The organism is Prauserella isguenensis (assembly GCF_014191605.1).
GTDB lineage: Bacteria > Actinomycetota > Actinomycetes > Mycobacteriales > Pseudonocardiaceae > Prauserella > Prauserella isguenensis.
Genome location: NZ_JACHWU010000001.1, coordinates 1,267,817 through 1,292,939, shown reverse-complemented (window position 1 = coordinate 1,292,939; position 25,123 = coordinate 1,267,817). Strand labels below are relative to the sequence as shown.

Sequence of the window (25,123 nt, the reverse complement as noted above, 5' to 3'; positions counted from 1 at the left end):
ACCGGCCGGAGCACGGCCTGCGCGGGATACCGCCCGTGACCGCGCAGGCGGCCGGGTAAATGTGATCGACGCGGGCCTCCGGTTCTGCACCGTGTTCTGAACCGTTACGGTTTGTTCATGAACCGGCCGATGCGATCGAGGCGGCAGGCCACACTGGCGTCCCTCGCCGCCGAACTTGGCGTCTCGCGTACGACCGTGTCCAATGCCTACAATCGGCCGGACCAGCTGTCGCCCGAGTTGCGCAAACGCGTCCTCGAGACCGCGAAGCGCCTCGGGTACGCGGGTCCCGACCCGGTCGCCCGCTCCCTGCGGACCCGCAAGGCCGGTGCCGTCGGCCTGCTCCTCACGGAGAACCTCTCGTACGCCTTCCGCGACCCCGCGGCCGTCGGCGTGCTCGAGGGCCTCGCGCTCGCATGCGAGGACGCGGGCGTCGGCCTCACGCTCGTGCCCGGCAGTCCCGGCAACGAGGACGTCGCCGCCGTGCAGCGCGCGGGCGTCGACGGCTTCGTCGTCTACTCCGTGCCCGACGACGACCCGCACCTGGAGGCCGCGCTGCAGCGGCCCGTGCCGACGGTCATCGTCGACCAGCCGCAGCTCGACGGCATGGACCGCGTCGGACCCGACGACGAGGCCGCGACCGTCGACCTCGCCAACCACGTCGTCGGCCTGGGCCACCGGCAGGTCGGTGTGCTGTGCATGCGCCTGTCCAGCGACCGCAACGACGACTTCGCGTTCCTCTATCGACAGCAGGACGCCCACTACCACGTGCAGCGGGCGCGACTCGCGGCGTTGCAGCGCACGTTCGAGGCCGCGGGGGTGCCGTGGGAGTCGGTCCCCGTGGTCGAGCGCTTCGACCACCACGTCGACGACGGCGCATCGGCCGCGCGGCAGCTGCTGGACAAACATCCGCGCGTGACGGCGCTGATCTGCACCTCCGACATCCTCGCGCTCGGCGCGCTCGCCGAGGCGGGCCGTCGCGGCCTGCGCGTGCCCGCGGACCTGACGATCACCGGCTTCGACGGCATCGGTGAGGCGACGCGCGCCGGCCTGACGACCGTCCACCAGCCGGTGCTCGAGAAGGGCAAGGCGGCGGGCAAGCTGCTCCTCGGCGCGGGCGACCGCGTCGCGTCGAAGGTCATCACCCTGCCGACCGAGCTGCGCGTCGGCACCACGTCGGCCCCGCCGCGAACCGCGGAGCAGCACTGGTTCGGCCCCTGATCCGAGCCGGCACCATGATGAACACCAACCGGACTTGTGCCGGCGACGTCAGGCGAGTCAGATAGACGTCATGACCGCGATCGACCTGCTCCTCAAGCGCAACGCCGAACTCGGTGACGCCGTCACCGGCGACCGCTCGTCCCCCCGGCCCTCCCAGCACGTCGCGATCCTGACGTGCATGGACGCCCGCATCCGCGTGTTCCAGCTGCTCGGCCTGATCGAAGGCGAGTCGCACATCCTGCGGAACGCGGGCGGCGTCGTCACCGACGACACGATCCGGTCGCTCTCGCTGAGTCAGCGCAAGCTCGGCACCCGCGAGGTCATGATCATCCAGCACACCGACTGCGGGCTGAACTCGGTGACCGACGAGGGTTTCAAGGACGAGCTCGAAGCGGACACGGGACTGCGCCCGACGTGGGCGGTCGAGGCGTTCCGCGACGTCGAGGCCAGTGTGCGCACATCGTGCAGGCGGCTGCAGCAGAGTCCGTTCCTGCCGCACCGGGATATGGTGCGCGGTTTCGTCTACGACGTGCACACGGGCCGATTGTCCGAGGTGCCGCAGGCGGCGGAGTGACCTGCTCGGCGGTCGGGGCGGCGGTGTTTTAATGCCCGCGTGACCCTGACCGCCGACATCGCCTCCGAAACGCTGCTCGACTGGTTCTCCGAGACCGCGCGCGACCTGCCGTGGCGCAGGCCCGACTGTGACGGCTGGGGCGTGCTGATCAGCGAGATCATGCTGCAGCAGACACCCGTCGCGCGCGTGGAGCCGATCTGGCACGAGTGGCTGGAACGCTGGCCGAAGCCGTCCGCGCTGGCGGCCGCGACGCAGGCCGAGGTCCTGCGCGCGTGGGGCAAGCTCGGCTACCCGCGCCGGGCACTGCGACTGCACACGGCCGCCGACGTGATCGCCCGCGAGCACGGCGACGTCGTGCCCGACGACGTCGACACCCTGCTCGCACTGCCCGGCATCGGGGCGTACACGGCACGGGCCGTCGCGGCGTTCGCCTACGGCAAGCGCACCCCCGTCGTCGACACGAACGTCCGCCGGGTCGTGGCACGTGCGGTGCACGGCGCGGGCGATGCCGGTCCCGCGTCGAACACGAAGGACATGGCCGACGTCGAGGCGCTGCTACCCGCCGACGAACGCCGTGCCGCGACGATGTCGGCGGCACTGATGGAGCTGGGCGCGCTCGTCTGCACCGCACGTGCGCCGCAGTGCGCGGACTGCCCGATCGTCGACGACTGCGCCTGGGTCCGCGCGGGCAAACCCGCCTACGACGGTCCCGCCAAGCCGGTGCAGAAGTTCGCCGGAACGGACCGGCAGGTGCGCGGCCTGCTGCTCGACGTGCTGCGCGGGACCGACGAACCCGTGCCCAAGACGCGGCTCGACGTCGTGTGGGACCGGGCCGGCCAGCGCGACCGCTGCCTCGACTCGCTGCTCACGGACGGACTCGTCGAGCAGACGGCCGACGGCAGGTTCGCACTACCGGGTGAGCACTGATCACGCGACGACGTCGTATCGACGGACCGCTGGCCCGTTCAGGTGAAGTCGAACTGTACTTTTTGTCCGTTACGGCAGCGATCCCTGCAGGTCACGCCTCCACCCGTCGGCGAAAAGTTTTCACGACAGTGACCCGCAATTCGTCGGTAATTATTCGCGACCGTTGATGTTTCGTGCTCCGATGTCCCCACGCAGCGACATCCCACGCACCCACAGCCAGTGGAGGGAGCTCGAACGACATGCCCGACCAGCCCGAATTCCACCGTCGCACCCTGTTCAAAGGGGGACTGGCCGTCACCGCCGCAGGTGCGCTCGCGGGCCTCGGCACCGCGCAGGCGGGCGCGGCCGCACCGCGGGGCGTGACCCCGAGGGCCGATCAGCCGCTGATCTACACCACGGCCGACTGGGGCGCACAGGCGCCGACCCAGGACCCGGTCATCCTCGACGACCCGCCGACGTACATCGTCGTCCACCACACCGCGGGCGCGAACAGCGAGGACTACTCGGTCGACCACGCCTTCCAGATCTCACGGGACATCCAGCAGCTGCACATCGACAACGGCTGGGGCGATTCGGGCCAGCAGTTCACCAACAGCCGCGGCGGGCACATCACCGAGGGCAGGCACCACTCGCTCGAGGTCGTGCAGGACGGCACCCAGCACGTGCAGGGCGCACACGTCGGCGGCAACAACTCGACCTGCATCGGCATCGAGAACGAGGGCATCTACGTCGACGTCGACGTCACGCAGGCGCTGTGGGACTCGCTCGTACAGCTGGTCGCGTGGATGGCCTCGCAGTACGGCGTGACCACAGACCTGATCATGGGACATCGCGACTTCAACTCCACCCAGTGCCCCGGTGAGGTCCTCTACGGCAGGCTGCCGGAACTGCGCGAGGCGGTCGCCGCAGAGCTCGGCACCCGCGCGGCACAGCCGAAGTCCTGGCCGCTGCTGACGCCGGGCGACGCGGGCCCGCAGGTACGCACGGCGCAGACGTTGCTGCGCGAGCGTGGTGCGAACGTCGCCACCGACGGCGTTTTCACGGCAGGCATGGCCCGCGAGGTGGCGAAGTTCAAGCGCACCAACGGTGTCGAGGAGCTGACGTGCGGCGCGTCGCTCCACCGCAAGGCGGACGAGAGCGGCTACCTCGGCGCCGACGTGTGGCCCCTGCTCGCGGCGACGGGAGCCGAACGGGAGGAACTGCGGGCGCGCCTGGCGCGATAACGCGGCACTCCCACCGTGTCGCGGCTCCCCCGGGGCCCTGTTGCGGGTCCCGGGAACCGTGTTCTCAGCGGTTCAGCACGTCGGACAGGAAGGCCTCGACAGCGCCCCGGTACTCGTCCGGTGCGCTGTCGTGCACCACGTGCCCGGCGCCTTCGACGACGACGTGCCGTCCGCCCGCCCGTCGGGCCAGTTCGGCCTGTTGCCCCGCCGGCATGACGGTGTCGCCCGCCTCGACGACGAGCAGCGGACGTCCGAGATTGTCCACATAGGACCAGTAGTCGCGGCGTCCCCATTCTGCGGCGATCGCGTACAGGTCGTCGAGGTCGGCGATGAGGTGGTAGCCGTCGGCGCGCTCCTCGAAACATTCGACGAAGTACTCGCCGGTGTCGCCGAAGAACTCCCGGACGTGGGCCAGCGACGCGAACGGCCGCGGCCACGACTCGAAGTGCCCCCGCCACGTCTCGACGGTCCGGCCGCGCAGGTCAGGGGCGAAGTCCTCGATCACGATCGCGCGCACCAGTTCCGGCCGCGTCGCGGCGAGTGTGAGCGCGTGCAGCCCACCCATCGAATGTCCGATCACGACTGCGGGTCCCGCGTCGAGCCGTTCGACGAACTCGGCGACGTCGGCGGCGAAGTTTTCCGTGGTAGCGGGCAGCGGACGCGGGTTGCGGCCGTGCCCACGCGCGTCGAGGCCCACGACGTCACCGTAGGGCTCCAGCCAGCGCGCCACCCGCCACCACGTCGTCGCCCTGCCCATCAGCCCGTGCAACAGCACGATCGGCTGTCCCGTGCCGCCGAACCACACGGCGCCCTCACCCAACCGCATCTACGCTCTCCCCATGGCCATTCGCCGGGCCGGATCCTGCGTGCTCGCTCTCGTGTGCACCCTAGCGGCGTGCACCTCCGGCGGTGACGAGCCGAGGTCCACCGCACCACAGCGCACGCCCGCCACGTCGGCGGGCGAGAGCGCCGGTGCGCTGCAGCAACGACGTGCCGAGCCGGGCGCACCCGGGATCGGCGATCCGTACTACCCGGAGGCGGGCAACGGCGGGTACGACGCGCAGGACTACGACGTGTCCGTGCGCTACGACCCCGACTCCGGGGTGCTCCACGGCGACTCCACGATGACGGCACGCGCCACGAAACCGCTGAGCCGGTTCAATCTGGATCTGCGCGGGATGACCGTCGAGTCGGTGCACGTCGACGGCGTCCGCACCCGGTTCGACCGGGAAGGTGCGCACGAACTGGTGATCACGCCCGAGCGGGCGAAGGCGGGAAACCAACGGTTCCGGGTTCGGGTTCAGTACCACGGCACACCCGAGCGGACCGCGAGCGGCCTCGGCAGCAACGGCTGGCACCGCACCCCGTCCGGCGGTGCGTTCGCGATGGGCGAGCCGCCGTCGGCGTCGTTCTGGTACCCGTCGAACGACCACCCCCGCGACAAGGCGACGTTCCGGCTCACGGCACGCGTCCCGCAGGGCTGGACGGCGGTGTCCATCGGCCGCGAGGAGCAGACGACCACCCGTGACGGCTGGACGACGTCGCGGTGGGTCGAACCCGAACCGGTGGCGGGGTACCTGACGACCGTCGCGATCGACCGGTTCGACGTCACCCGCCGCACACTCGACGACGGCACCCCGATGGTGAACGCGTTCGCACCGGGCTCGGAGGACCTGCGGCCGGAGGCGCGGCGTACCGGCGAGATCGTGCGGTTCCTCGAATCGCGCTTCGGCGACTATCCCGCAACGACCACGGGCGGCATCTACCTCGGCGCCGACATCGGGTATGCGCTGGAGACACAGGGCAGGCCCACCTACGACGCCGGCGCGACACTGTCGACGATCGTTCACGAGCTGGCACACCAGTGGTACGGCAACGAGGTGTCCGTGTCGTCGTGGGCCGACATCTGCCTCAACGAGTGCTTCGCCAGCTACGCGCAGTGGCTGTGGGACGAGGGCAAGGAGGGCGCCGACCTGGACGTCAAATACCACAAAACCGTGGCCGCGGTGACGGAGGAGTTCTGGGATCCTCCGCTCTACGACATGGGCGCGGGCGACGAGTTCCAGGGCGTGTACGGCAAAGGAATCCTGGCGATGCACGCGCTGCGCCGACAGCTCGGAGAGGAGGCGTTCTGGCGTGTGATGCGTTCCTGGCCGCGTGAGCATCGTGAAGGGAACGCGTCGTGGCCGGAGTTCGAGCGGTTCGTCGAACGCATCTACGGGCGCAGCCTCGACGGGTTCTTCGCCGAGTGGTTCCACCGCAGCGGACTGCCCGACGAGCAGTATCTGTACCCGGGGACGCTGTCGAACTGAGCGCACGTCCGGTCACTGTGGACGGACTTCCGCGGCGCCGTGGCCGACCGTCGGTGCCGGGGGTGGCCTGGCGACGGGGACAGGCCTTCGTCGACGGCGCGAGCGCGCGCGGCACTGCGGCGTGAGCGACACCCCGCAACCGGCCGGACCTCGGCTACTGCGGCGTCACCCCGCTCGCCAGTACCCTCGGCGTCATGGCTGTTGTGAAGATCAACGCAATCGAGGTCCCCGAGGGCGCAGGGCCCGAACTGGAGAAGCGGTTCGCTGCGCGACAGGGATCCGTCGACAACGCTCCCGGTTTCCTCGGTTTCGAACTGCTACGCCCGGTATCCGGCGAGAACCGCTACTTCGTCTACACCAAGTGGGAGACGGAGGAGGACTACCAGGCCTGGGCGCAGGGCGGCGCGAAGGAAGCCCACGCGGGCGAGCAGCAGAAGCCGGTCTCCAGCGGGGCCAACCTGCTGGAGTTCGAGGTCGTCCTCGGCTCGTCACCCGACTCCGCGGACGAGTGAACGACCCGCTCGACCACGTCGGCGAGCTCGAGCGCGCGGCGGAGCTGATCGGCTCCGCCGACGCGCTGCTCGTCTGCGCCGGTGCGGGCATGGGCGTCGACTCGGGGCTGCCCGATTTCCGCGGCGACGAAGGCTTCTGGCGCGCCTACCCGCCGTATGCACGGCTGGGACTCAGCTTCGTCGAGGTCGCCGACCCGGTGCACTTCGCCGCCGACCCCGAACTCGCGTGGGGCTTCTACGGCCACCGGCTCGAGCTGTACCGCCGCACGACTCCCCACCCCGGGTTCGATGTCCTCCGCCGCTGGGCAGCGGGGAAATCGGGCGGCGCACGCGTCTTCACCTCCAATGTGGACGGCCAGTTCCAGGAGGCCGGGTTCTCCGGTGTCGCCGAGGTCCACGGTTCGATCCACCATCTGCAGTGCCTCACCGGTTGCTCCGCCGGCATCTGGCCTGCCGACGACGTGACCGTCACCGTCGACGAGGCCACCATGCGCGCGCAGGAACCGCTGCCGTCGTGTCCGGGTTGCGGTGCCCTCGCCCGGCCGAACATCCTCATGTTCGGCGACGCCGACTGGCTCGGCGAACGTTCCCAGCGGCAGCTCGACGAGCTCCAGGCATGGCGGCGCAGCGCCGGACGCCTCGCCGTCGTCGAACTCGGCGCCGGACTCGCCGTGCCGACCGTGCGCAGGCAGGCCGAACTCGCCAGCGCCGCCGACGGAGCCCTGATCCGCATCAACCCGCGCGAACCCGAGGTCCGCCATGGCCGCGGCGTGTCCCTCCCTGTCGGCGCATTGGACGCGCTGACGGCCATCGACGCACGGTTGAACGGCTGAGAACCGTCCGCACGCGCCCTCCGCGCCCGCCCGGGCAGACCGCGCCATGATCATCCTGGTCACCGGAGCCACCGGCAACATCGGCCGCAAGACCGTCGACGACCTGCTCGAACGCGGCGCCACGAACGTCCGCGCCCTCACCGACAACCAGACGAAGGCCGATCTGCCCGACCAGCTCGAAGTGGCCGACGGCTACCTGCGCAGGTTGGAGATCGCGGCCGTCGCCGCGACCACACTGCTCGATCCCACGCCGGGCACCTCGCGGCGCACCACTGTCCCCCGAACCCGCAACACGGCGTCCTGAACGCGCAACACGGCCCCTGGAGAGCGCAACACAGTCTCTGGAAGGCGCAACACGCGGGGCTGAGTGCGGGGCACGCGGATACGAGAACGGCGGGCACCGCGTACGCGGTGCCCGCCGTTTCTGCCTACTCGGCCGTTCCGGACGGCCTACTCGGCCGTTCCGGTCCGGCTGGTCGGGATCGTCACTCCGACTCGGTCTCGCCAGAGCCCGAACCCGAGCCTTCCTCACCCGCGGCCATGCTGACCGGCGGTGCGTCCGGCACGTCGACCGGCTTCTGCTCACCGCGGAAGGTGAACGTGGCCTGGTCGTCGTTGTCGTCGCCGACTTCCCAGCCCTCGACGTCCACGATGATGATCTGGCCCGGCTCGACCTCGCCGAACAGGATCTTCTCGGACAGCTGGTCCTCGACCTCGCGCTGGATGGTCCTGCGGAGCGGACGGGCACCGAGCACCGGGTCGAAGCCGCGCTTGGCGAGCAGCGCCTTCGCACGGTCCGTGAGCTCGATGGCCATGTCCTTGCCCTTCAGGGCCTCCTCGACGCGGGTGACCATGAAGTCGACCATCTCGATGATCTGGTCCCGCGTGAGCTGGTGGAAGACGATGATGTCGTCGATCCGGTTGAGGAACTCGGGCCGGAAGTGCTTCTTCATCTCCTCGTTGACACGCTGCTTCATCTTCTCGTAGCGCGTCACCTCGTCGTTGCCCGACGAGAAACCGAGGCTGACGGACTTGGAGATGTCCGCGGTACCCAGGTTCGAGGTGAAGATCAGCACCGTGTTCTTGAAGTCCACCGTGCGGCCCTGACCGTCGGTCAGGCGGCCGTCCTCGAGGACCTGCAGCAGCGTGTTGTAGATCTCCTGGTGGGCCTTCTCGATCTCGTCGAACAGGACCACCGAGAACGGCTTGCGGCGCACCTTCTCGGTGAGCTGACCGCCCTCCTCGTAGCCGACGTAGCCCGGAGGGGCACCGAACAGCCGCGAGGCGGTGTAGCGGTCGTGGAACTCACCCATGTCGATCTGGATGAGCGCGTCGTCCTCACCGAACAGGAAGTTCGCCAGCGCCTTGGACAGCTCGGTCTTACCGACACCGGACGGGCCGGCGAAGATGAACGAACCGGACGGGCGCTTCGGGTCCTTCAGGCCGGCGCGGGTACGGCGGATCGCCTGCGACACGGCCTTGACCGCGTCCTCCTGGCCGATGATCCGCTTGTGCAGCTCGTCCTCCATGCGGAGCAGACGCGTGGTCTCCTCCTCGGTGAGCTTGAACACCGGGATGCCGGTCCAGTGGGCGAGGACCTCGGCGATCTGCTCGTCGTCGACCTCGGCGACGACGTCCAGGTCACCGTCCTTCCACTGCTTCTCGCGCTCGGACTTCTGCGACAGGAGCTGCTTCTCCTCGTCGCGCAGGTTGGCGGCCCGCTCGAAGTCCTGGCCGTCGATGGCCGACTCCTTGTCCCGGCGCACGTCGGCGATCTTCTCGTCGAACTCGCGCAGGTCCGGCGGGGCGGTCATCCGGCGGATGCGCATCCGCGCGCCTGCCTCGTCGATGAGGTCGATCGCCTTGTCCGGCAGGTACCGGTCGTTGATGTACCGGTCGGCCAGCGTGGCGGACGCAACCAGCGCGGAGTCGGTGATCGACACGCGGTGGTGCGCCTCGTAGCGGTCACGCAGACCCTTGAGGATCTCGATGGTGTGCTCGAGCGACGGCTCGCCCACCTGGATCGGCTGGAAGCGACGCTCCAGGGCGGCGTCCTTCTCGATGTACTTGCGGTACTCCTCGAGCGTGGTCGCACCGATGGTCTGCAGCTCACCGCGGGCCAGCATCGGCTTGAGGATGCTCGCGGCGTCTATGGCACCTTCGGCCGCTCCCGCTCCGACGAGCGTGTGCAGCTCGTCGATGAACAGGATGATGTCGCCGCGGGTCTTGATCTCCTTGAGGACCTTCTTCAGGCGCTCTTCGAAGTCACCGCGGTACCGCGAGCCCGCGACCAGCGAGCCGAGGTCCAGCGTGTAGAGCTGCTTCTCCTTGAGCGTCTCGGGCACCTCGCCCTTGACGATGTTCTGCGCGAGCCCCTCGACGACGGCCGTCTTGCCGACGCCGGGCTCACCGATCAGCACCGGGTTGTTCTTGGTGCGGCGCGACAGCACCTGCATGACGCGCTCGATCTCCGAGTTCCGGCCGATCACCGGGTCGAGACCGCCGTCGCGCGCGGCCTGCGTCAGGTTGCGGCCGAACTGGTCGAGCACCAGCGACGAGGACGGGGTGCCCTCGCCACGGCCACCGCCGGCCTCCTGCGGCTCCTTGCCCTGGTAACCGGACAGGAGCTGCAGCACCTGCTGGCGCACGCGGTTGAGGTCCGCGCCGAGCTTGACCAGCACCTGGGCCGCGACGCCCTCACCCTCGCGGATGAGGCCGAGCAGGATGTGCTCCGTACCGATGTAGTTGTGGCCGAGCTGCAGCGCCTCGCGCAGCGACAGCTCCAGCACCTTCTTGGCACGCGGCGTGAAGGGGATGTGCCCGCTCGGGGCCTGCTGCCCCTGGCCGATGATCTCCTCGACCTGCTGACGGACGCCCTCAAGCGCGATACCCAACGACTCGAGCGCCTTGGCGGCGACACCTTCACCCTCGTGGATCAGACCCAGGAGGATGTGCTCGGTGCCGATGTAGTTGTGGTTGAGCATCCTGGCCTCTTCCTGGGCCAGGACGACCACCCGCCTCGCGCGGTCGGTGAACCTCTCGAACATTCCCACTCCCTCGACTGCTGCGCCGGCGGCCCGACCCATCGGTTCCTCGTGATGGGTTCGGCACCGTGAGACCACTCTAGTAGCCATGCGTGTCCGGTGGCCTACCACTCACACGAATCCGGCGGGTCCGTCGGCGGCCTCGCCGGATCGTGCCATTCCAGTGTTGTCGCTGGCTACGGCGCTGTTTCCGCTGGGTGCAACGAGCGCGCGCCGACCACGATTCCCCACGTCCGGGCGTGTCCGCTTCCGGCGAACACGCCCGAGACCGTGCGTCACGCCCCGTGTCCAGCCGGTTCGGGTTCTCACGTGCTCCACCATCGTGTCACTCGACCGGCGCAGTGCACGACAGAGGTTTAGGTTAGGCTCCCCTTATAGGCACTTCGGGCACGGGTGGCACCCGCCGCCGTGTCGTCACACCGTTGGAGCAAACCGTGACCGTCGACCGATCCGTGCGTGACGCTGCACACAACGCCGTCGGTGACGCGGGGACCGGCGCCCCTGCGAGCAGCCGCCGGATCGGTGGCCGCACCGCGGGCACCACGCTCGCCGCGTCCCTGGCCCGGGTCGACGCGGCCCAGGACCGGTTCACCCTCACCGGCTCGGCCTCCGGCCCCGGCTGGATCCGCTGCTCCGACCTGCTCGACGACCCGCAGTGGTTCGCCTTCTGGTGGGCCCGCACCGCGGCGTGGCTGCGGGAGACCTACCGCGACGCCCCGAGCCGCACCGCACTCGCCTACGTCATGTCCTGGTACCTGCGCATCCCCGCGTACGCGGGCGCGGCGCTGCTGTTCCACGAACGCCGCGTGCCCTCGCTCCGGCCCGCGGACCTGGCCGTGCGCCTCGCCGACCACGGGCGGCCGAGCCCCGAGGCGATCGCCGTCCTCGGGAAGGGCTTCGGCTGCCTGCCGTTCGACCCGGCGTGCGCCGATCCGCAGGCCTCCGTCGCCGCCGACGAACGCGAACTCGCCGGAGTGCTGCGTGGCCGCTACACCGCTCACGCCGCCCGCTTCGTCCGCGCCTACCGCGGCGCGAGCCCGCTCGGCAGCCGCACCCTCTGGTCGGCCGCCACCGACGCGCTCGACGACTGCCTCTGGTGGGCGGGCCGTGACTGCGGCGACGAGGGCGGCGGCGTCGCCGACGCCACGCTGGTGCTCGGCGCCGCGTTCGCACCCCTGACGTCGCCGTCGACCTTGCGCACCGGCGACGACGGCTGGGCCAGGCAGCGGCAGAGCTGCTGTTTCACCCACCTGCTTCCGGGCCGCGAGGAGTGCACGGGCTGTCCCCGGCTACGCCGCCGCGCCGGGGACGAGCACGCCGGCGAGGCCGAAGAGCGGCACGGCGGCGGCGACCGGCACCACAGGGAGTAGGCGACGGCCGCTCGACTCACCCGCGGTCGCCGCGCCCAGGAACGAGGTCAGCCGGCCTCGCCTGTCAGTTAGGTGCCGCTTCCACACGAACGGGACTCAGCCGCGGGGTAACCGTCGTCACAAATACGAAGGGCCTCCCGGGTGCGACACCGGGAGGCCCTTCGAAGGCTCGTTCGAACGCGGAGCTGCTGCGGGAGCGTCCGGAATGCCCACTCAGTTCTTGCGGTGGTAGGCGTCGACAACCTCGGACGGGATACGGCCACGGTCGGAAACGTCGTAACCGTTCTTGCGAGCCCAGGCACGAATGGCCTGGTTCTGCTCACGGTCGACCGCTGCACTGCGGCCGGCCTGCGGCTTCGACGCGGTGGCGCGGGTCGTGCGCTTGCGACCACCGGCCCGGCGGGCGTGCTCGACGTACTGCGCGAGCGCGTCACGCAATTCCTCGGCGTTTTCCGCCGAGAGGTCGATCTCGTACGTCACACCGTCCAGACCGAACTCGACGGTCTCTTCCGCCTCCGACCCGTCAAGGTCGTCGACGAGGGAGACGAGAACTTTCTGCGCCATCCTTGTTTTCCTCCTGTGAAACCTGCGATAGACCGATGGGACCGCCGATCCCCATCGGCGTCGGAAACCTCATCGAACCGTACAACCGAACCGGCTTGTCGATCCGGCCGGGCGAGCGGTCCCCATGAGGCAAAGTCGGGGAACTGCTGACAGTAATACCCCCGCGAACTCATAAAAGCAAATCAGACGCCCGAGTTTTGTCGGGTTTCCCGATGGATGGGAGACGACTTCGCCTCGCCTCCCATCACCACCGGGTGGATCGAAACTATTCGGGCCGGACCAGCGGAAACAGGATGGTTTCCCGGATACCGAGGCCGGTGAGGGCCATGAGCAGCCGGTCCACTCCCATTCCGGCGCCACCGGTCGGCGGCATTCCGTACTCGAGCGCCCGAAGGAAATCCTCGTCGAGCTGCATGGCCTCTTCGTCGCCACCCGCCGCCAGCTTGGACTGGGCGGTCAGCCGCTCCCTTTCGATGACCGGATCGACCAGTTCGGAGTAGCCGGTGGCCAGCTCGAATCCCCGAACGTACAGGTCCCACTTTTCGGCGATCCCAGGCTTGGTCCGGTGTGCACGGGTGAGCGGCGAGGTTTCCTCGGGGAAGTCGCGCACGAATGTCGGCGCATACAGATGGTCGCCGACCAGCTCCTCCCACAGTTCTTCCACCAGCTTGCCGTGGGTGAGCTTCGGATCGACCTCGATGCCACGTGCCTCGGCGACGGCGTGCAGTTTCTCGGCCGTCGTTTCCGGCGTGACTTCCTCACCGAGTGCTTCGGAGAGCGACTCGTACATTGTGATCGACGCCCACTCACCCGAGAGGTCGTACTCCGTTCCGTCGTGGAGCGTGACGATCTGTGAACCGAATGCGGCCTCGGCGGCTTCCTGGACGAGCTGTTTCGTCAGGTCCGCGATTGTGTCGTACGTCGCATACGCCTCGTAGTATTCGAGCATCGCGAACTCAGGGGAATGGGATGAGTCGCTGCCCTCATTCCGGAAGTTGCGGTTGATCTCGAAGACCTTCTCGATACCGCCGACCACACACCGCTTCAGATACAGCTCCGGGGCGATGCGGAGGTAGAGGTCCATGTCGAAGGCGTTGGAATGAGTCGTGAACGGCCTCGCCGAAGCTCCGCCGTGCAACGTCTGCAGCATCGGCGTCTCGACCTCGGTGAATCCCCGGCCGTGGAAAGAATCACGCAGCGCGCGAAGCACGTTCGCGCGCGTGCGCACGACCTCACGGGCCCGCGGGCGCACGATCAGATCGGCGTAACGCTGCCGGACCCGCGATTCCTCCGACATCTCCTTGTGCGCGACGGGCAGCGGGCGCATCGCCTTCGAGGTGAGCTGCCACGCATCGGCCATGACCGACAGTTCACCGCGCTTGGAGGTGATCACCTCTCCGTGGACGAACACGTGGTCGCCGAGGTCGACGTCCGATTTCCACGCCGACAGGGATTCCTCGCCGACGTTGGCCAGGCTCAGCATCGCCTGCAGTTCCGTGCCGTCGCCCTCACGCAGCGTGGCGAAGCACAGCTTGCCGGTGTTGCGCATGAACATGACGCGGCCGGTCACGCCCACGACGTCACCGGTCTGCGCGTCGGCGGGCAGGTCGGGGTGAGCGGCGCGCACCTGCGCGAGCGTGTGTGTGCGCGGCACCTCGACGGGGTACGGCTCGGTGCCGCCGGCCAGCAGGCGATCACGCTTGTCCCGGCGCACCCGCAGCTGCTCCGGCAGGTCGTCGTCGCTCTGGGAGTGTTCCGGGGTATCGCTCATGCGCACCAGCGTACGAATGGCCGATGCGAGGTCGTGAACCGGCTCCTGCCATCGACCGAGCCGCCTGCGGGCTGCTATTTCCGCCGTGAACAGCGGCCGGTTCCCCGGTCGGGATTCCGTTCGTGGACGAGCTTGAGGCCCAGCAGTGTCAGATCGGGCCGGTGCTCGGTGATGGTCTCGGATTCGCCCAGCACGAGCGGCGCGAGACCACCCGTGGCGATCACCTCGACGGGACCGTCGCCCAGCTCTTTCGAAATCCGGCGGACGAGGCCGTCGACCTGGCCCGCGAAACCGAACAGAATGCCGGACTGGAGACATTCGACGGTGGTCTTCCCGATCACCGAACGGGGCGGGGTCAATTCGACCTTCCGCAGCGCCGCGGCACGCGACGCGAGCGCGTCGACCGAGATCTCGATGCCCGGGGCGAACGCACCGCCGAGGAATTCACCCTTCGCCGAGATCGCGTCGACGTTCGTGGACGTACCGAAGTCGACGACCACGCACGCGGAGCCGCACAGGTGGTAGGCGGCCAACGTGTTGACGAGCCGATCCGCCCCGACCTCCTTCGGATTGTCGACGTGCAGCGGCACACCGGTGCGCACGCCCGGCTCGACCACCACGGTGGGCACGTCGGCGTAGTAGCGGCCGAGCATCACCCGCAGCTCGCGAAGCACGGCGGGCACGGTCGACAGCGCGCTGATCGCGGTGATGCGGTCGGCGTACTCGCCGAGCAGGCCGCGCATGGTCAACGCCAGTTCGTCGGCGGTGATCTGCGCGTCGGTGCGCATGCGCCAATCACGCACCAGTTCGACGCGGGAACCGTCCTCGGGGTACAGACCGAGCGAGATGTTGGTGTTCCCGACGTCGATGGTGAGCAGCACGCGCGTCTCAGCTCTCCGCGTGGAGCAGCGCGTCGAGGCGGGCGGCGTCGGCTGTCTCGGCGAGCGGGAACGCGGGCAGCTCGCCTTCGATGAACGCGTGCCCGCTGTCGTCGATCGGCAGCGCCCCGGAGACGAGGCCGGAACCCTCCGGAGCGTGGCCCGCGTCGGCGCCGCGGTCGGCGATGCGGTTGTCGGCGTCGACGAAGATCACGCGGGGACGGAACGTCCTGGCCTCGGCGTCGTCCAGCTGGCCGTAGGCGATGAGGATGACGATGTCGCCGGGGTGCACCAGGTGCGCCGCCGCACCGTTGATGCCCAGCACCCCGCTGTCGCGCTCACCGGGGATGACGTACGTCTCGAGCCGCGCTCCGTTGGTGACGTCCACAATGGCCACCATCTCGCCGGGCAGCAGGTCGGCGGCCTCCATCAAGGTCGCGTCCACTGTCACCGAGCCCACGTAGTGCAGGTCCGCCTGCGTCACCGTGGCTCTGTGGATCTTCGACTTGAGCATGGTGCGGTACATCTTCGACTCCCTTTAGTACCCCTGCTGAGACGGAGTTGTTCCCGCTGGGGCGGCGTTGCGGCCGTCGCCTGCCACGTCGTCGTGGTCCGCCTCGTCCTGGTCGTCGCCCAGTCCTGCGGCGGCGGCACCGAGCGGTACCGGCGTGTTGTCGATCAGCCTGGTACGGCCGAGCCTGGCCGCGATCAACAACCTCGCCTCACCATCGACGGGTGCGGGCCCCAGATCGGTTCCCCTCAACTCCAAGTATTCGATCTCGATTTCCGGGTGCGCCGCCAGCTCCCTGTGCGCGGCCTCGAGCACCGCCTCCGCACCGTCGGTTCCCGCGTTCACGCCCATCCCCAAGGCGGTCGACAGGACGGCGGCACTGCGTCGGTCCTCTTCGGACAGATATGCGTTCCGCGACGACAGGGCCAGCCCGTCGTCCTCCCGAACCGTCGGCACACCGACGATGCGCGTCTCCAGGTTCAGATCCGCGACCATGCGCTTGACCAGAACCAGCTGCTGGTAGTCCTTCTCCCCGAAGAAGGCGTAGTGCGGGCGCGCGATGTTCAGCAACTTGGCCACGACGGTGAGCATGCCGCCGAAGTGCCCTGGCCGCATCTCGCCTTCGAGTTCGGCGCCCAGCGGACCGGGATCGAGCGTCACGGCGACGCCCGACTCGCCGTACAGGTCCTCGACCTCCGGGACGAACGCGAGCTCGACGCCGAGTTCCCGCAGCGTCTCGAAGTCCTGTTCGAGACTGCGCGGATAGGCCTCGAAATCCTCGCCCTCGCCGAACTGCAACGGGTTCACGAAGATCGACACGGCGACGACCGTGTTCGGCAACCGCTTGGCCCTGCGGATCAGCTCACGGTGCCCTTCGTGCAGCGCGCCCATCGTGGGCACCAGCGCGACGTTGCGGCCCACCCCGCGCAGTGCGGCCGTCACCTGCGACACCTCGGCGGGCCTGCGGTAGACGTTCAGCTCGCCGCGGGTGAACTTCGGCGTGTTCTTCGGGAAAGTCATGGGGTTCGCTGCCTGTCACGATCGGTTGTCGAGGAGGTTTTCCAGTTCGGCTGCCGCGTCGTCGCCGAGCAGCCCCGCGAGCTTCGCCCGTGCCACCGTGCGGCGGGCCAGCGCCGCGTAGGTCGGTTCGACGTCGGGAGCCCGCTCCGCCAGGACCCGCAGATGCTCGGTCACGGTGCCGGTGTCGCCACGGGCCACCGGTCCAGTGAGCGCACGGCCGCCGTGGCGGAGGGAGTTGTCGAGCGAGGCCGACAACAGCGGCGCCACGACCCGGTCCGGGTGGTCGACGCCGGCGTCCGCAAGCAGGTCGACACTGTCGGCAACGATCGTGGCCAGGTGATTCGCGCCGTGCGCCAGCGCCGCGTGGTACAGCGGGCGGGCGGCCTCGGGCACCCGGACGGGTTCGGCACCCATTTCGACGGTCAGCGCCTCGCCGACGTGCCAGGCCGCGTCGTCGCCGGACGTCCCGGTGATGCCGACACTGGCCGTGGTCAGCCGTTCCACGTCCTCGGCGCGGCCCGTGAAGGTCATGACCGGGTGCAGCGCCAACGGCAGCGCACCCGCCTCGGCGGCGGCGCGGAGCACACCGACCCCGTGGGCGCCGGACGTGTGGACGACGATCTGGCCGGGACGCAGTGCGTCGGCACCGGCCAGACCCGCGGTCATGGGTTCGAGGACGTCGTCGGGCAGCGCCAGCAGCACCAGGTCGGCGCGACGGGCGACCTCGTCGGGAGGCAGGATTTCGGCGTCCGGCAGCAGCTGTTCGGCGCGGCGGACGGAAGCGTCCGACACCGCGCTGACCGCGGTCACGGCATGTCCGGCGCGGGTCAGTGCCGCACCGAGAACACTGCCGACACGTCCCGCCGACACGACGCCCACCGCGAGGCGGGCGGGCCGCGTCATCGCGCGCCCCTTCGGAGGCTCATGGCCGCAAAACTCCCAAAACTCGTTCCAGTCCCGACCTCGTCGCGGGTACCAGACGACGCCGCGAGCGTAGCGCCAACCCGGTGCCGGTCACGCGCTCGGGTGACCGGCTTCACCCGGTACGCGCGAGGGTCACGGCGTCGGCCCTGGCCTGCCGGGCCTCGGCGAGCAGATCGTCGTGCCGTGCACGTTCGTCGTCGGTCGTGACGCCTCTGCGACGCAGGAACGCCAGCTCGGTCACGGCCGCCTGGTAGTCGCCCACGGCTCTCGCGGCCTCGGAACCCGACTCGCGGCGCGCCTGCCTGCGCCAGCGCCGCCGCGCGGCCAGGTCCGCCAGCAGGTCGATCTCCGACTGCGCGATCCAGCCGCGGCGCGCCATCGCGGGCAGCGCCCCGGCGACGACGCGCTGTTCGCGGCGCCGCTGCCACACCACGATCAGTCCGACCCCGATGAACAACGGCGCCATGATCAAGAAGTAGACGTTGAGGAACGTCTGCGCACCGCCGAGGGTCGCCGCGGCATTCCACAGCGCGTGCAGGCACACGCCCCCGATGTACGACACCACGGGCAGCATGAACCGGGCGGCGCCGTAGTAGCGCTTCTGCACCATCAGCGCCACGCCGATACCGATGACCACGGAGAACAGCGGGTGCGCGAACGGTGACAGCACGCCGCGCAGCGTGAACGCCGCGAGCACGCCCGAGGACATGCCGTCGCCGAAACCGGCCTCGTTGAACGCGCTCGCGAAGTAGTAGACGTTCTCGGTGAACGCGAAACCGGCGGCGCTGAATCCCGCGTAGACGATGCCGTCGACGACGCCGTTGAACTCGCTCCGCCGATGCCACAGCACCGCCACGAGCGGCACCGCCTTGATCGCCTCCTCCACGAGCGGTGCGGAGATGATGGTGGCGATCCTGTTGCCGCCCTCGAAGCCGAGGAGATAGTCGCCGACGCTCTTGGCGGTGTCGTTGACCAACAGCGCCAGCAGCGTCGCCACGCACGCGCCCCACAGGAAGGTCAACAGCAGGTACTTGGCGGGCTCCGGTTCCCACCGGTCCACCCACAGCAGCGCGGCCGTGACGATCGAGACCGGCACCACGGCTGCGATCACGCCCACGATCACGGGGAGCGCCCCCGCCTGGACGGTGACGAGCCCGAACACGATCAGGCCGCAGATCGCCACCGCGACCATGCCGGTCACCGGCACCAGCACGGTGACCAGACGTGTCATGTTCCGCCGGGCGTGCCGCACGACGGTCGCCGCTCCGTTCACGCCGCGCAGGGTAGTAGCCGACCTCGACACCCGGGCGAGGGACACGGACCGGCGCAAGCCTTACGGGCGGAATGTCACGAATGCCCGGGTTCGCCGGACGGCAACGCCCTCCGGAGCCCCGCTGTCACGTCTCGAAGTGACCACGGAGCTCCGGAGGGCGCGGAAACCGGGAGGTTCAGTCCTCGGCGCGACGACGGCGGCGCGGCGTCGTGTCGCCCGTGCCGTAGGCGGCGAGGAGCTCGCTCACCGAACGACCGGAGGAGTGCGAACCCGTGGGCTCGCCGTCCTCTGTATCCGGAGCGCGACGACGGCCGCCGCCGGATTCGGCCGCCTGCTCGCCCTGCTCCTCGTCCTCCGGCTCGGCACGCCGACGGCGACCACCCGGCTTGCGCGCGAGATCGCGCACCTCGGGCGGCAGCGTCGGGTTGACGACGGAATCCTCGCCGGAGGCCTCGGTCGAGTCGGCCGCGCCGGCGGGCTGCTCGGGGTAAGACATGGGTGGAAGGGGTCCCTTCACGATCGGTTGTTCCGCCGGAGCCACCTCGGGTGCCGGCTCGGCGGCCTTCGGAGCGCCGGCGCGTGGGTCACGCGCCCCTCCGGAGTCTGTCTCGGGTGTCTGAGCGTAAGCGGTCTGTGATGCGGTCTCGTCCATACCCTGACCGACCGAAGCTCCAGGTTGCGAGGCAGGACGCCCGTGCTCGTCCGCTTCACTCGTCCGGGTGAGGCCAACATCACGTCGATTTTGACCCTGGTTGTCGGGTTCGTTCGGCCGTGAGGGTGACACCGCAGGCCGGGCGCGCACCGCCGAGGCGGGATGTGCGGGTTGCGCGCGCTGCTGGGCCGTGGCGCCGACCGGATCGCCGCCCGGCTGGTCGGAACCATTCCGGTCAGCACCACCGCGGTCCCGACCCGGCTGCTTCGGCGGACCTGCGGGCTGCTGCGCGGGCCGCGAATCGGTGGCCCGCGGCGGGACCGCCCGACCGGCCTCCTGCTGGGGCGGCTTCGCTCCCTGCCTGACCGACTGCGGCGGCTGCGCACCGGCCCGCTGAGCGGGGCGGAAGCGTTCCTTCGCGGCGGCGGCCTCACGGGCACGCACCCGGCGGGTCGGATCCTCGTCGGGCCCGGCGCCGCTACCGCCGGGGTCCGGCGGACTGCTACGCCCGTCGTCGTCGGCCTGGTCGTCGGCATCGGCGTCGGCATCGGGACGGTTGCCGGCGACGTCGCCGAACGCCTTCGACATCCGCGGTGCGACCTGTGTCCGGGTGCCTGGGGTGCCCCGCCGCTGTCCCCCGGCCTGCTGCGGGCCACTGGCCTGTGCGCCGTGGGACTGTGCGCCCTGGTACTGCGGGGGCTGGGGCTGCGGGGGCTGGGGCTGCGGGGGCTGGGACTGCGGGGATTCGGACTGTGCGGCGCTGGACCGCGGGTCGTGCGGCTGCTGCGGGCCGGCGGGGCGTTGCCGCGGCGGCACCGGAGGCGAACCTGCCTCCTCGGGCCGCCGCTGGGGGCCGCGACTCTTGCGAGGTGCGGCCCGCGGATCGGCCGACGGTGCTGGAGCAGGTGCGCGGTCGGTGTCCGACTCGTCGATGGGGTCGCCGTACTCGTCGAACTCGCCGTCGTCGGTGTCGGTGTCGCCGGTGTCCACGGGTTGTGCGAACCACGCCGTCGACTCCGCCGGCTCCTCGCGGCGACCGGACCGTTGCCGCGGATCCGCACCGTTGGACGCCGCACCGTTCGCCGCCGCACCGTGCGGTCCTGCACCGTTCGCGGCCGCACCGTTCCGCATCGCGCCGCCCGCCGAACCGCGAGACGTCCGGCCGTGGGGCGCCGCACCGTTCGAGGCCGCCCCGTTGGACGCCGTGCCGTTGGACGCCGCGCCGTTCGAGGTCGTGCCGTCGGCGGCGGCGCCGTTCCGAGCCGGGGCGGCGGACCGGGCACCGTTCGACGCGGCGCTGCCCGACGAACCGTTGCGAGAGGTCGTGTTCTGAGGGGCCGCCGTGTTCTGCGCGGCAGCGGCCTTCGCCGCGGCGCTGCGCGACGAGCCGTTGCCGCCCCCGAACGCGTCGGCGACGTCGCCGTTGCCGCCTGCCGTGCCGATGGCCCTGGCGATGGCGCCTGCATCGTTGCCGTCGGCGTCGACGACCCGGCCGATGAACTCGGTGGGATTCTCGGCCCGGCCCGCGGTCAGCCGGGGTTTCTCCGGGCTCTCACCGGCGGCGACGAGAGGGCGCTCGTCACCGAACGAGCGCATCCGCGTCGACTGTGCGGTGAGTGCGATGCGCTCCCACATCACCTCACCGCCGAAAAGGGATTGGAGGCTCTCCCTGAGGGAGGAGACCTCGGCGCGCAGCGCCTCGAGCTCGGCGCGCGACTCGTCCTCGACACGTTCCCTGGTCTCGGCCTCCACCTCGAGCTCGAACTCGTGCCGGGCGGCGACCTCGCGCTCCAGTTCGAGCTCGTAGATCTCCTGTGCCTTGGATGCGGCCACCTCGGTTTCCGCGGCCTTCTTGCGGTAGCGGGTCGCGAGGAAGGTGCCGATGAGTGCGGCCCAGAGCGCGGCCAGAATGCCCAACCGCAGCAGCCGCATGTCCTCCGCCAGGATCAGTGCGACGGTGGCGCCGAGCGCGAGCAGCACGCCCACGGCCGGCCACAGTCGGCCGCCCGATCTGCGGCCGGGCTCGTCCTCACCCTCGCCAGTCATGCCGGATACCGTACCTTCCGGTTGCCTGATCGTGACCTCGTCGGTACTTCGAGCGGCAGGTTCTGATCGCTGACCGGTCGGTGCTGATCACTCGTCGCGGTCGCCGGTATCCGGTGCGCGACAACAATGTTCGAGCCACAGGGCGGCGCCGATCAACATCGCAGCGCACGCCGTTCCGATCACCGCGGCGGGCAGATCGTCGGCAGCGGCCGTGATATCGCCCGCTTGAGGCGCGAGGAAGGCCACACCCGCGAGCCACGCGCCGAGCATGAGAGCCCCGAGAAGCGAGGACGCCTTCGCCAGCGCGACGGCACGGGCGATACCGAGTCCCGTGATCACCCGTCCCTCGCGGATCCGGGACCGCACCACGAACGCCAGCACCGTCTCGATCGCGGCCAGCACGAGCAACGTCGTACCCGCGAGAGTCGGCAGGCTCGGCAACTGTCCGTACGCGAACTCGAAGAGCAGATACACCGCGACGAGCCCGACCAGCCCGGCGACGACCAGCTCGCGAGGGCGCGTGAAGTGCATGTCCCCACCGTACTGGGCTCCGCCGACCCGCAGACCGCGGCGCGTTCTGCAGTCAGCACCGCGGCTTCTGCAATCGGACCCACGTGTTCTGCAATCGCGATCGTCGCCCGGCGATCCTCGGTCGGCGCCGGTCCGCGGATCCGGCAGGCACGCGTCCGCGGATTGTTGTTGACTCTCCACCGACTGGAGCCTCGAGGCTCGGATTCGTGGAGGCGGAGATGACCCCATCGGGACGATTCACGATCGGCGAACTGGCACGTCGCACCGGCCTGCCGGTGAAGACCATCCGGTTCTACTCCGACGAGGGTCTCGTGCCTCCCACCGACCGCACCGCGGCCGGCTACCGGCTCTACGACGTCACCGCGCTGGCGCGGCTCGAACTCGTGCGCACGTTGCGCGAGCTCGGTCTCGCCCTGGCCGACATCGAGCGGGTACTGGGCGGGGCGTCGACGGTCGCGGAGCTGGCGAAGGCGCACGTGGCGGCGCTCGACGACCGGCTCCGGGAGCTGCGCCACCGCAGGGCCGTACTGCGGGCGGTCGCGAACCGTGAATCCGAGTTGGAAGAGGTGGGACTGATGAACAAACTGGCATCGATGTCGGACGAGGAGCGCAAGCGCCTCGTCGACGAGTTCTGGGACGAGGTCACCGAGGGCCTTGACGTGGACACGGAGTTCTACGCGTGGATGCGGTCGGCCAAGCCCGAGCTGCCCGACGATCCGTCGCCGCAGCAGCTGGAGGCGTGGATCGAGTTCGCCGAGCTCGTGTCCGACGCCGAATTCCGGGCGCTGATCCGGGGCATGGGTGAGCAGCAGGCACAGCGGCGCGAGGCGGGCCAGGATGTCGACGCGTTCTCGTGGGCCCAGAAGCAGCGCTGGGAGGACTGGCATACGCGGGCCCAGGACCTGCTCGACGGTGGCGTCTCTCCGCAGTCGGCCGAGGGCAGGGCGCTCGCCGACGAGATCGTGCGGGCGTCCCTCGGGGAGGCCGACACGTCCACGTGGTTCGTGGGTGCCGGCGTTCCCGAGCCGGTCGACGGCCCGGAGTACCGCACGTGGCTGGCCGGGCAGATCGACGCGGGCGGCGACGCCAGGGCGGAGCGCTACTGGCAGCTGTTGGCGATCATCAACGGCTGGCCGCCCATTCCCAGCAGGGTCGCGGCCACGAAGTGGGTCGTCGCGGCGGTTCGCGCGTCGGCGTAGTCGCCGTCGGCCGGGTCAGAGGGACAGGTCGGTGCGCTTGCGCACGCCGTCGCGGTCGGCCGCCGGTAGGGCGGCGAGGAGCGCATCGGCCCGTCCCACTCCCGGGACGTCGGCGTCCGGGTCGATCTCGAGCCACGGGATCAGCACCGTGGCCCGTTCGGGCGTTCCCGGGTGCGGGAGCAGCAGTTCCGGGTCCGTCGAGCGCACGTCGTCGACCGCCACCACGTCGACGTCGAGCGTGCGCGGTCCCCACCGCTGCTCACGGACGCGTTCGGCCTCGCGTTCAAGGGCCTGTCCGGCGCGCAGCCACGCCCAGTGGTCGCGCACCGGGTCGTCCACGATGCACACGGCGTTGAGGAAGTCGGGCTGGTCGGTCACGCCCCACGGCGCGGTCTCGTACACGCTCGACACCGCGACGAGCGCATCACGCATACCGTCGACGGCCCGTCGCAGGTACGCCGACCGGTCGCCCAGGTTCGACCCCAGCGACAACACGGCCCGGCTCATCGGATCCCTCCCTGATGGCCACCGGCGACGGCCCGGGTCAACGGTTCCTCCCGACGGTCACCGCGACGTCGGCGAACGTCAGCGGGATCGGCGCCGCGGGTTTGTGGACCGTCACCTCGACCGCTGACAGTCGTTCGTCGGTCATCACCTCGTCGGCGATCCGGCCCGCGACGCTCTCGATGAGGTCGTAGGGCTCGCCGGCCACGATGTCGGCGGCCAGCTGCGCCAACTCGCCGTAGTGCAGCGTCTCCGTCAGCTCGTCGGACGCGGCGGCGCTGGTCAGGTCCAGCCACGCCGTGATGTCGACGACGAACTCCTGACCGTCGCGTTTCTCGTCGTCGAACACACCGTGCCGGCCGAACACGCGCAGGCCGGTCAGCGTGATGCGGTCGCGTGCCCGCGGCACCGAGGTGTCCGCCACGGCTCAGTGCCCTCCCCGGGCCCAGGCGGCGGCGACCTTCACGGCGTCGAGCGACGCGCCGACGTCGTGCACCCGCACGCCCCACGCGCCTGCCGCAGCGGACAGCACGGAGATCGACGCCGTCGCGACCTCCCTGCCCGACGCGGGCCGCGGCTCACCTTCGGCGTCCGCCAACAGGGCACCGAGGAACCGTTTCCGCGATGCGCCCACGAGCACGGGAAAGCCCATGCCGATGAACTCGTCGAGCCGCTGCAGCAACGCCCAGTCGTGCTCGGCACGCTTGGCGAATCCCAACCCCGGGTCGAGGACGATCGAGTCGGCGGACACGCCCGCCGCCAGCGCCTCGTCGATCCGCGCGCGCAGCTCGTCGCGCACCTCAGCCACTACGTCGGTGTACTCGGCGAGGGCGTTCATGTCCCTGCTGTGGCCACGCCAGTGCATCAGGATGAACGGAGCGCCCGTCTGCGCGGCGACCTTCGCCATGTTCCGGTCGGCCAAACCGCCCGAGACGTCGTTGATGATCTGCGCGCCTGCTTCGACGGCAGCCTCGGCGACCGTGGCACGCGTCGTGTCGACCGACAGCGGGACGCCGTCGGCGGCGAGCTGCCGCACCACCGGCACCACCCGTGCCAATTCGGTGTCCGCGTCGACCCGTTCGGAACCGGGCCGGGTCGACTCACCACCGACGTCGATGATGTCCGCCCCGCGCCGCCACATGGCGTGCGCGTGGGCGAGTGCGTCCTCGCGGCTCAGGTACTTGCCGCCGTCCGAGAACGAATTGGGCGTGACGTTGAGGACGCCCATCACCACACA

Annotated in this window: 23 protein-coding genes and 1 pseudogene; 10 read left to right on the top strand and 14 right to left on the bottom strand. The window is 70.1% G+C overall.

The genetic code is table 11. The features are described 5' to 3' along the window. Positions 1-117: 117 nt before the first annotated feature. The 4 genes from FHS23_RS06065 to FHS23_RS06050 all read left to right on the top strand — a co-directional run bounded on the left by FHS23_RS06065 (position 118) and on the right by FHS23_RS06050 (position 3,942). The gene (locus FHS23_RS06065; protein ID WP_183649053.1) at positions 118-1,218 is read left to right on the top strand and encodes a LacI family DNA-binding transcriptional regulator; all 1,101 of its coding nucleotides are present in this window, start codon (positions 118-120) and stop codon (positions 1,216-1,218) included. A gap of 70 nt (positions 1,219-1,288) precedes the next feature. Further along, positions 1,289-1,792 carry a beta-class carbonic anhydrase gene (locus FHS23_RS06060; protein WP_183649050.1) on the top strand — a complete coding sequence of 168 codons (504 nt, stop codon included), beginning with the start codon at positions 1,289-1,291 and terminating at the stop codon, positions 1,790-1,792. A 39-nt stretch (positions 1,793-1,831) separates the two neighbouring features. Then, on the top strand, positions 1,832-2,719 hold the full coding sequence (locus FHS23_RS06055) for an HhH-GPD family protein (RefSeq protein WP_425501085.1): 888 nt from the start codon (positions 1,832-1,834) through the stop codon (positions 2,717-2,719). A 239-nt stretch (positions 2,720-2,958) separates the two neighbouring features. Beyond that, on the top strand, positions 2,959-3,942 hold the full coding sequence (locus FHS23_RS06050) for a peptidoglycan recognition protein family protein (RefSeq protein ID WP_183649047.1): 984 nt from the start codon (positions 2,959-2,961) through the stop codon (positions 3,940-3,942). 64 nt (positions 3,943-4,006) lie between these two features. Here FHS23_RS06050 and FHS23_RS06045 read toward each other — a convergent pair whose 3' ends face one another. Beyond that, entirely contained in the window at positions 4,007-4,768 is a 762-nt protein-coding gene (locus tag FHS23_RS06045) for an alpha/beta fold hydrolase (RefSeq protein WP_183649044.1), read from the bottom strand. Between the two features lie 13 nt (positions 4,769-4,781). Here FHS23_RS06045 and FHS23_RS06040 point away from each other — a divergent pair, with 13 nt between their 5' ends. From FHS23_RS06040 to FHS23_RS23895, 4 genes are all read left to right on the top strand, one after another. Beyond that, positions 4,782-6,254: a M1 family metallopeptidase gene (locus FHS23_RS06040; RefSeq protein ID WP_183649042.1), complete on the top strand. Its 1,473-nt coding sequence runs from the start codon at positions 4,782-4,784 to the stop codon at positions 6,252-6,254. A 194-nt stretch (positions 6,255-6,448) separates the two neighbouring features. Beyond that, positions 6,449-6,766: an antibiotic biosynthesis monooxygenase family protein gene (locus FHS23_RS06035; RefSeq protein WP_183649039.1), complete on the top strand. Its 318-nt coding sequence runs from the start codon at positions 6,449-6,451 to the stop codon at positions 6,764-6,766. Further along, entirely contained in the window at positions 6,763-7,599 is an 837-nt protein-coding gene (locus tag FHS23_RS06030; protein WP_183649037.1) for a Sir2 family NAD-dependent protein deacetylase, read from the top strand. Before FHS23_RS06035 ends, FHS23_RS06030 begins: the two co-directional genes overlap by 4 nt. Positions 7,600-7,645: 46 nt before the next feature. Then, a complete protein-coding gene (locus FHS23_RS23895; RefSeq protein ID WP_183649034.1) occupies positions 7,646-7,903 on the top strand; it encodes an NAD(P)H-binding protein in 258 nt (85 codons plus the stop codon). Positions 7,904-8,084: 181 nt separating this feature from the next. Here FHS23_RS23895 and FHS23_RS06020 read toward each other — a convergent pair whose 3' ends face one another. After that, entirely contained in the window at positions 8,085-10,646 is a 2,562-nt protein-coding gene (locus tag FHS23_RS06020) for an ATP-dependent Clp protease ATP-binding subunit (RefSeq protein WP_183649031.1), read from the bottom strand. Positions 10,647-11,161: 515 nt separating this feature from the next. Between FHS23_RS06020 and FHS23_RS06015 the strand changes: the two genes are divergently transcribed. Further along, positions 11,162-12,013 carry a (2Fe-2S)-binding protein gene (locus FHS23_RS06015; protein ID WP_425501103.1) on the top strand — a complete coding sequence of 284 codons (852 nt, stop codon included), beginning with the start codon at positions 11,162-11,164 and terminating at the stop codon, positions 12,011-12,013. Positions 12,014-12,226: 213 nt separating this feature from the next. Here FHS23_RS06015 and FHS23_RS06010 read toward each other — a convergent pair whose 3' ends face one another. From FHS23_RS06010 to FHS23_RS05970, 9 genes and pseudogenes are all read right to left on the bottom strand, one after another. Beyond that, entirely contained in the window at positions 12,227-12,577 is a 351-nt protein-coding gene (locus FHS23_RS06010) for a histone-like nucleoid-structuring protein Lsr2 (RefSeq protein WP_183649029.1), read from the bottom strand. Positions 12,578-12,842: 265 nt separating this feature from the next. Further along, positions 12,843-14,348, bottom strand: a complete 1,506-nt coding sequence (lysS, locus tag FHS23_RS06005) for a lysine--tRNA ligase (protein WP_183649026.1) — start codon at positions 14,346-14,348, stop codon at positions 12,843-12,845. Positions 14,349-14,422: 74 nt separating this feature from the next. Then, positions 14,423-15,229 carry a type III pantothenate kinase gene (locus FHS23_RS06000; protein ID WP_183649023.1) on the bottom strand — a complete coding sequence of 269 codons (807 nt, stop codon included), beginning with the start codon at positions 15,227-15,229 and terminating at the stop codon, positions 14,423-14,425. 7 nt (positions 15,230-15,236) lie between these two features. Continuing rightward, a complete protein-coding gene (gene panD / locus FHS23_RS05995) occupies positions 15,237-15,752 on the bottom strand; it encodes an aspartate 1-decarboxylase (RefSeq protein WP_183649020.1) in 516 nt (171 codons plus the stop codon). Positions 15,753-15,764: 12 nt separating this feature from the next. Further along, positions 15,765-16,757 (bottom strand): pantoate--beta-alanine ligase, encoded by a 993-nt coding sequence (panC, locus tag FHS23_RS05990; RefSeq protein WP_183649017.1) that lies wholly within the window; start codon positions 16,755-16,757, stop codon positions 15,765-15,767. 15 nt (positions 16,758-16,772) lie between these two features. Continuing rightward, positions 16,773-17,669, bottom strand: a pseudogene (locus FHS23_RS05985) (Rossmann-like and DUF2520 domain-containing protein); the annotation flags it as partial. A 124-nt stretch (positions 17,670-17,793) separates the two neighbouring features. After that, positions 17,794-18,912, bottom strand: a complete 1,119-nt coding sequence (locus FHS23_RS05980) for a PrsW family intramembrane metalloprotease (protein WP_183650981.1) — start codon at positions 18,910-18,912, stop codon at positions 17,794-17,796. 217 nt (positions 18,913-19,129) lie between these two features. After that, positions 19,130-21,652 (bottom strand): DUF6779 domain-containing protein, encoded by a 2,523-nt coding sequence (locus FHS23_RS05975; RefSeq protein WP_183649011.1) that lies wholly within the window; start codon positions 21,650-21,652, stop codon positions 19,130-19,132. A gap of 87 nt (positions 21,653-21,739) precedes the next feature. After that, a complete protein-coding gene (locus FHS23_RS05970) occupies positions 21,740-22,183 on the bottom strand; it encodes a DUF3180 domain-containing protein (protein WP_183649008.1) in 444 nt (147 codons plus the stop codon). Between the two features lie 218 nt (positions 22,184-22,401). Here FHS23_RS05970 and FHS23_RS05965 point away from each other — a divergent pair, with 218 nt between their 5' ends. After that, complete coding sequence (locus tag FHS23_RS05965) at positions 22,402-23,382, top strand: MerR family transcriptional regulator (RefSeq protein ID WP_183649005.1); 981 nt, start codon at positions 22,402-22,404, stop codon at positions 23,380-23,382. Positions 23,383-23,397: 15 nt separating this feature from the next. On the opposite strand, the gene folK is transcribed toward FHS23_RS05965, so the two are convergent. The 3 genes from folK to folP are packed head-to-tail and all read right to left on the bottom strand — an operon-like array spanning position 23,398 to position 25,114. After that, positions 23,398-23,889 (bottom strand): 2-amino-4-hydroxy-6-hydroxymethyldihydropteridine diphosphokinase, encoded by a 492-nt coding sequence (folK, locus tag FHS23_RS05960; RefSeq protein WP_183649002.1) that lies wholly within the window; start codon positions 23,887-23,889, stop codon positions 23,398-23,400. Between the two features lie 37 nt (positions 23,890-23,926). Beyond that, on the bottom strand, positions 23,927-24,310 hold the full coding sequence (folB, locus tag FHS23_RS05955; protein ID WP_343053668.1) for a dihydroneopterin aldolase: 384 nt from the start codon (positions 24,308-24,310) through the stop codon (positions 23,927-23,929). A gap of 3 nt (positions 24,311-24,313) precedes the next feature. Beyond that, a complete protein-coding gene (folP, locus tag FHS23_RS05950; protein ID WP_183650975.1) occupies positions 24,314-25,114 on the bottom strand; it encodes a dihydropteroate synthase in 801 nt (266 codons plus the stop codon). Positions 25,115-25,123 lie beyond the last annotated feature (9 nt).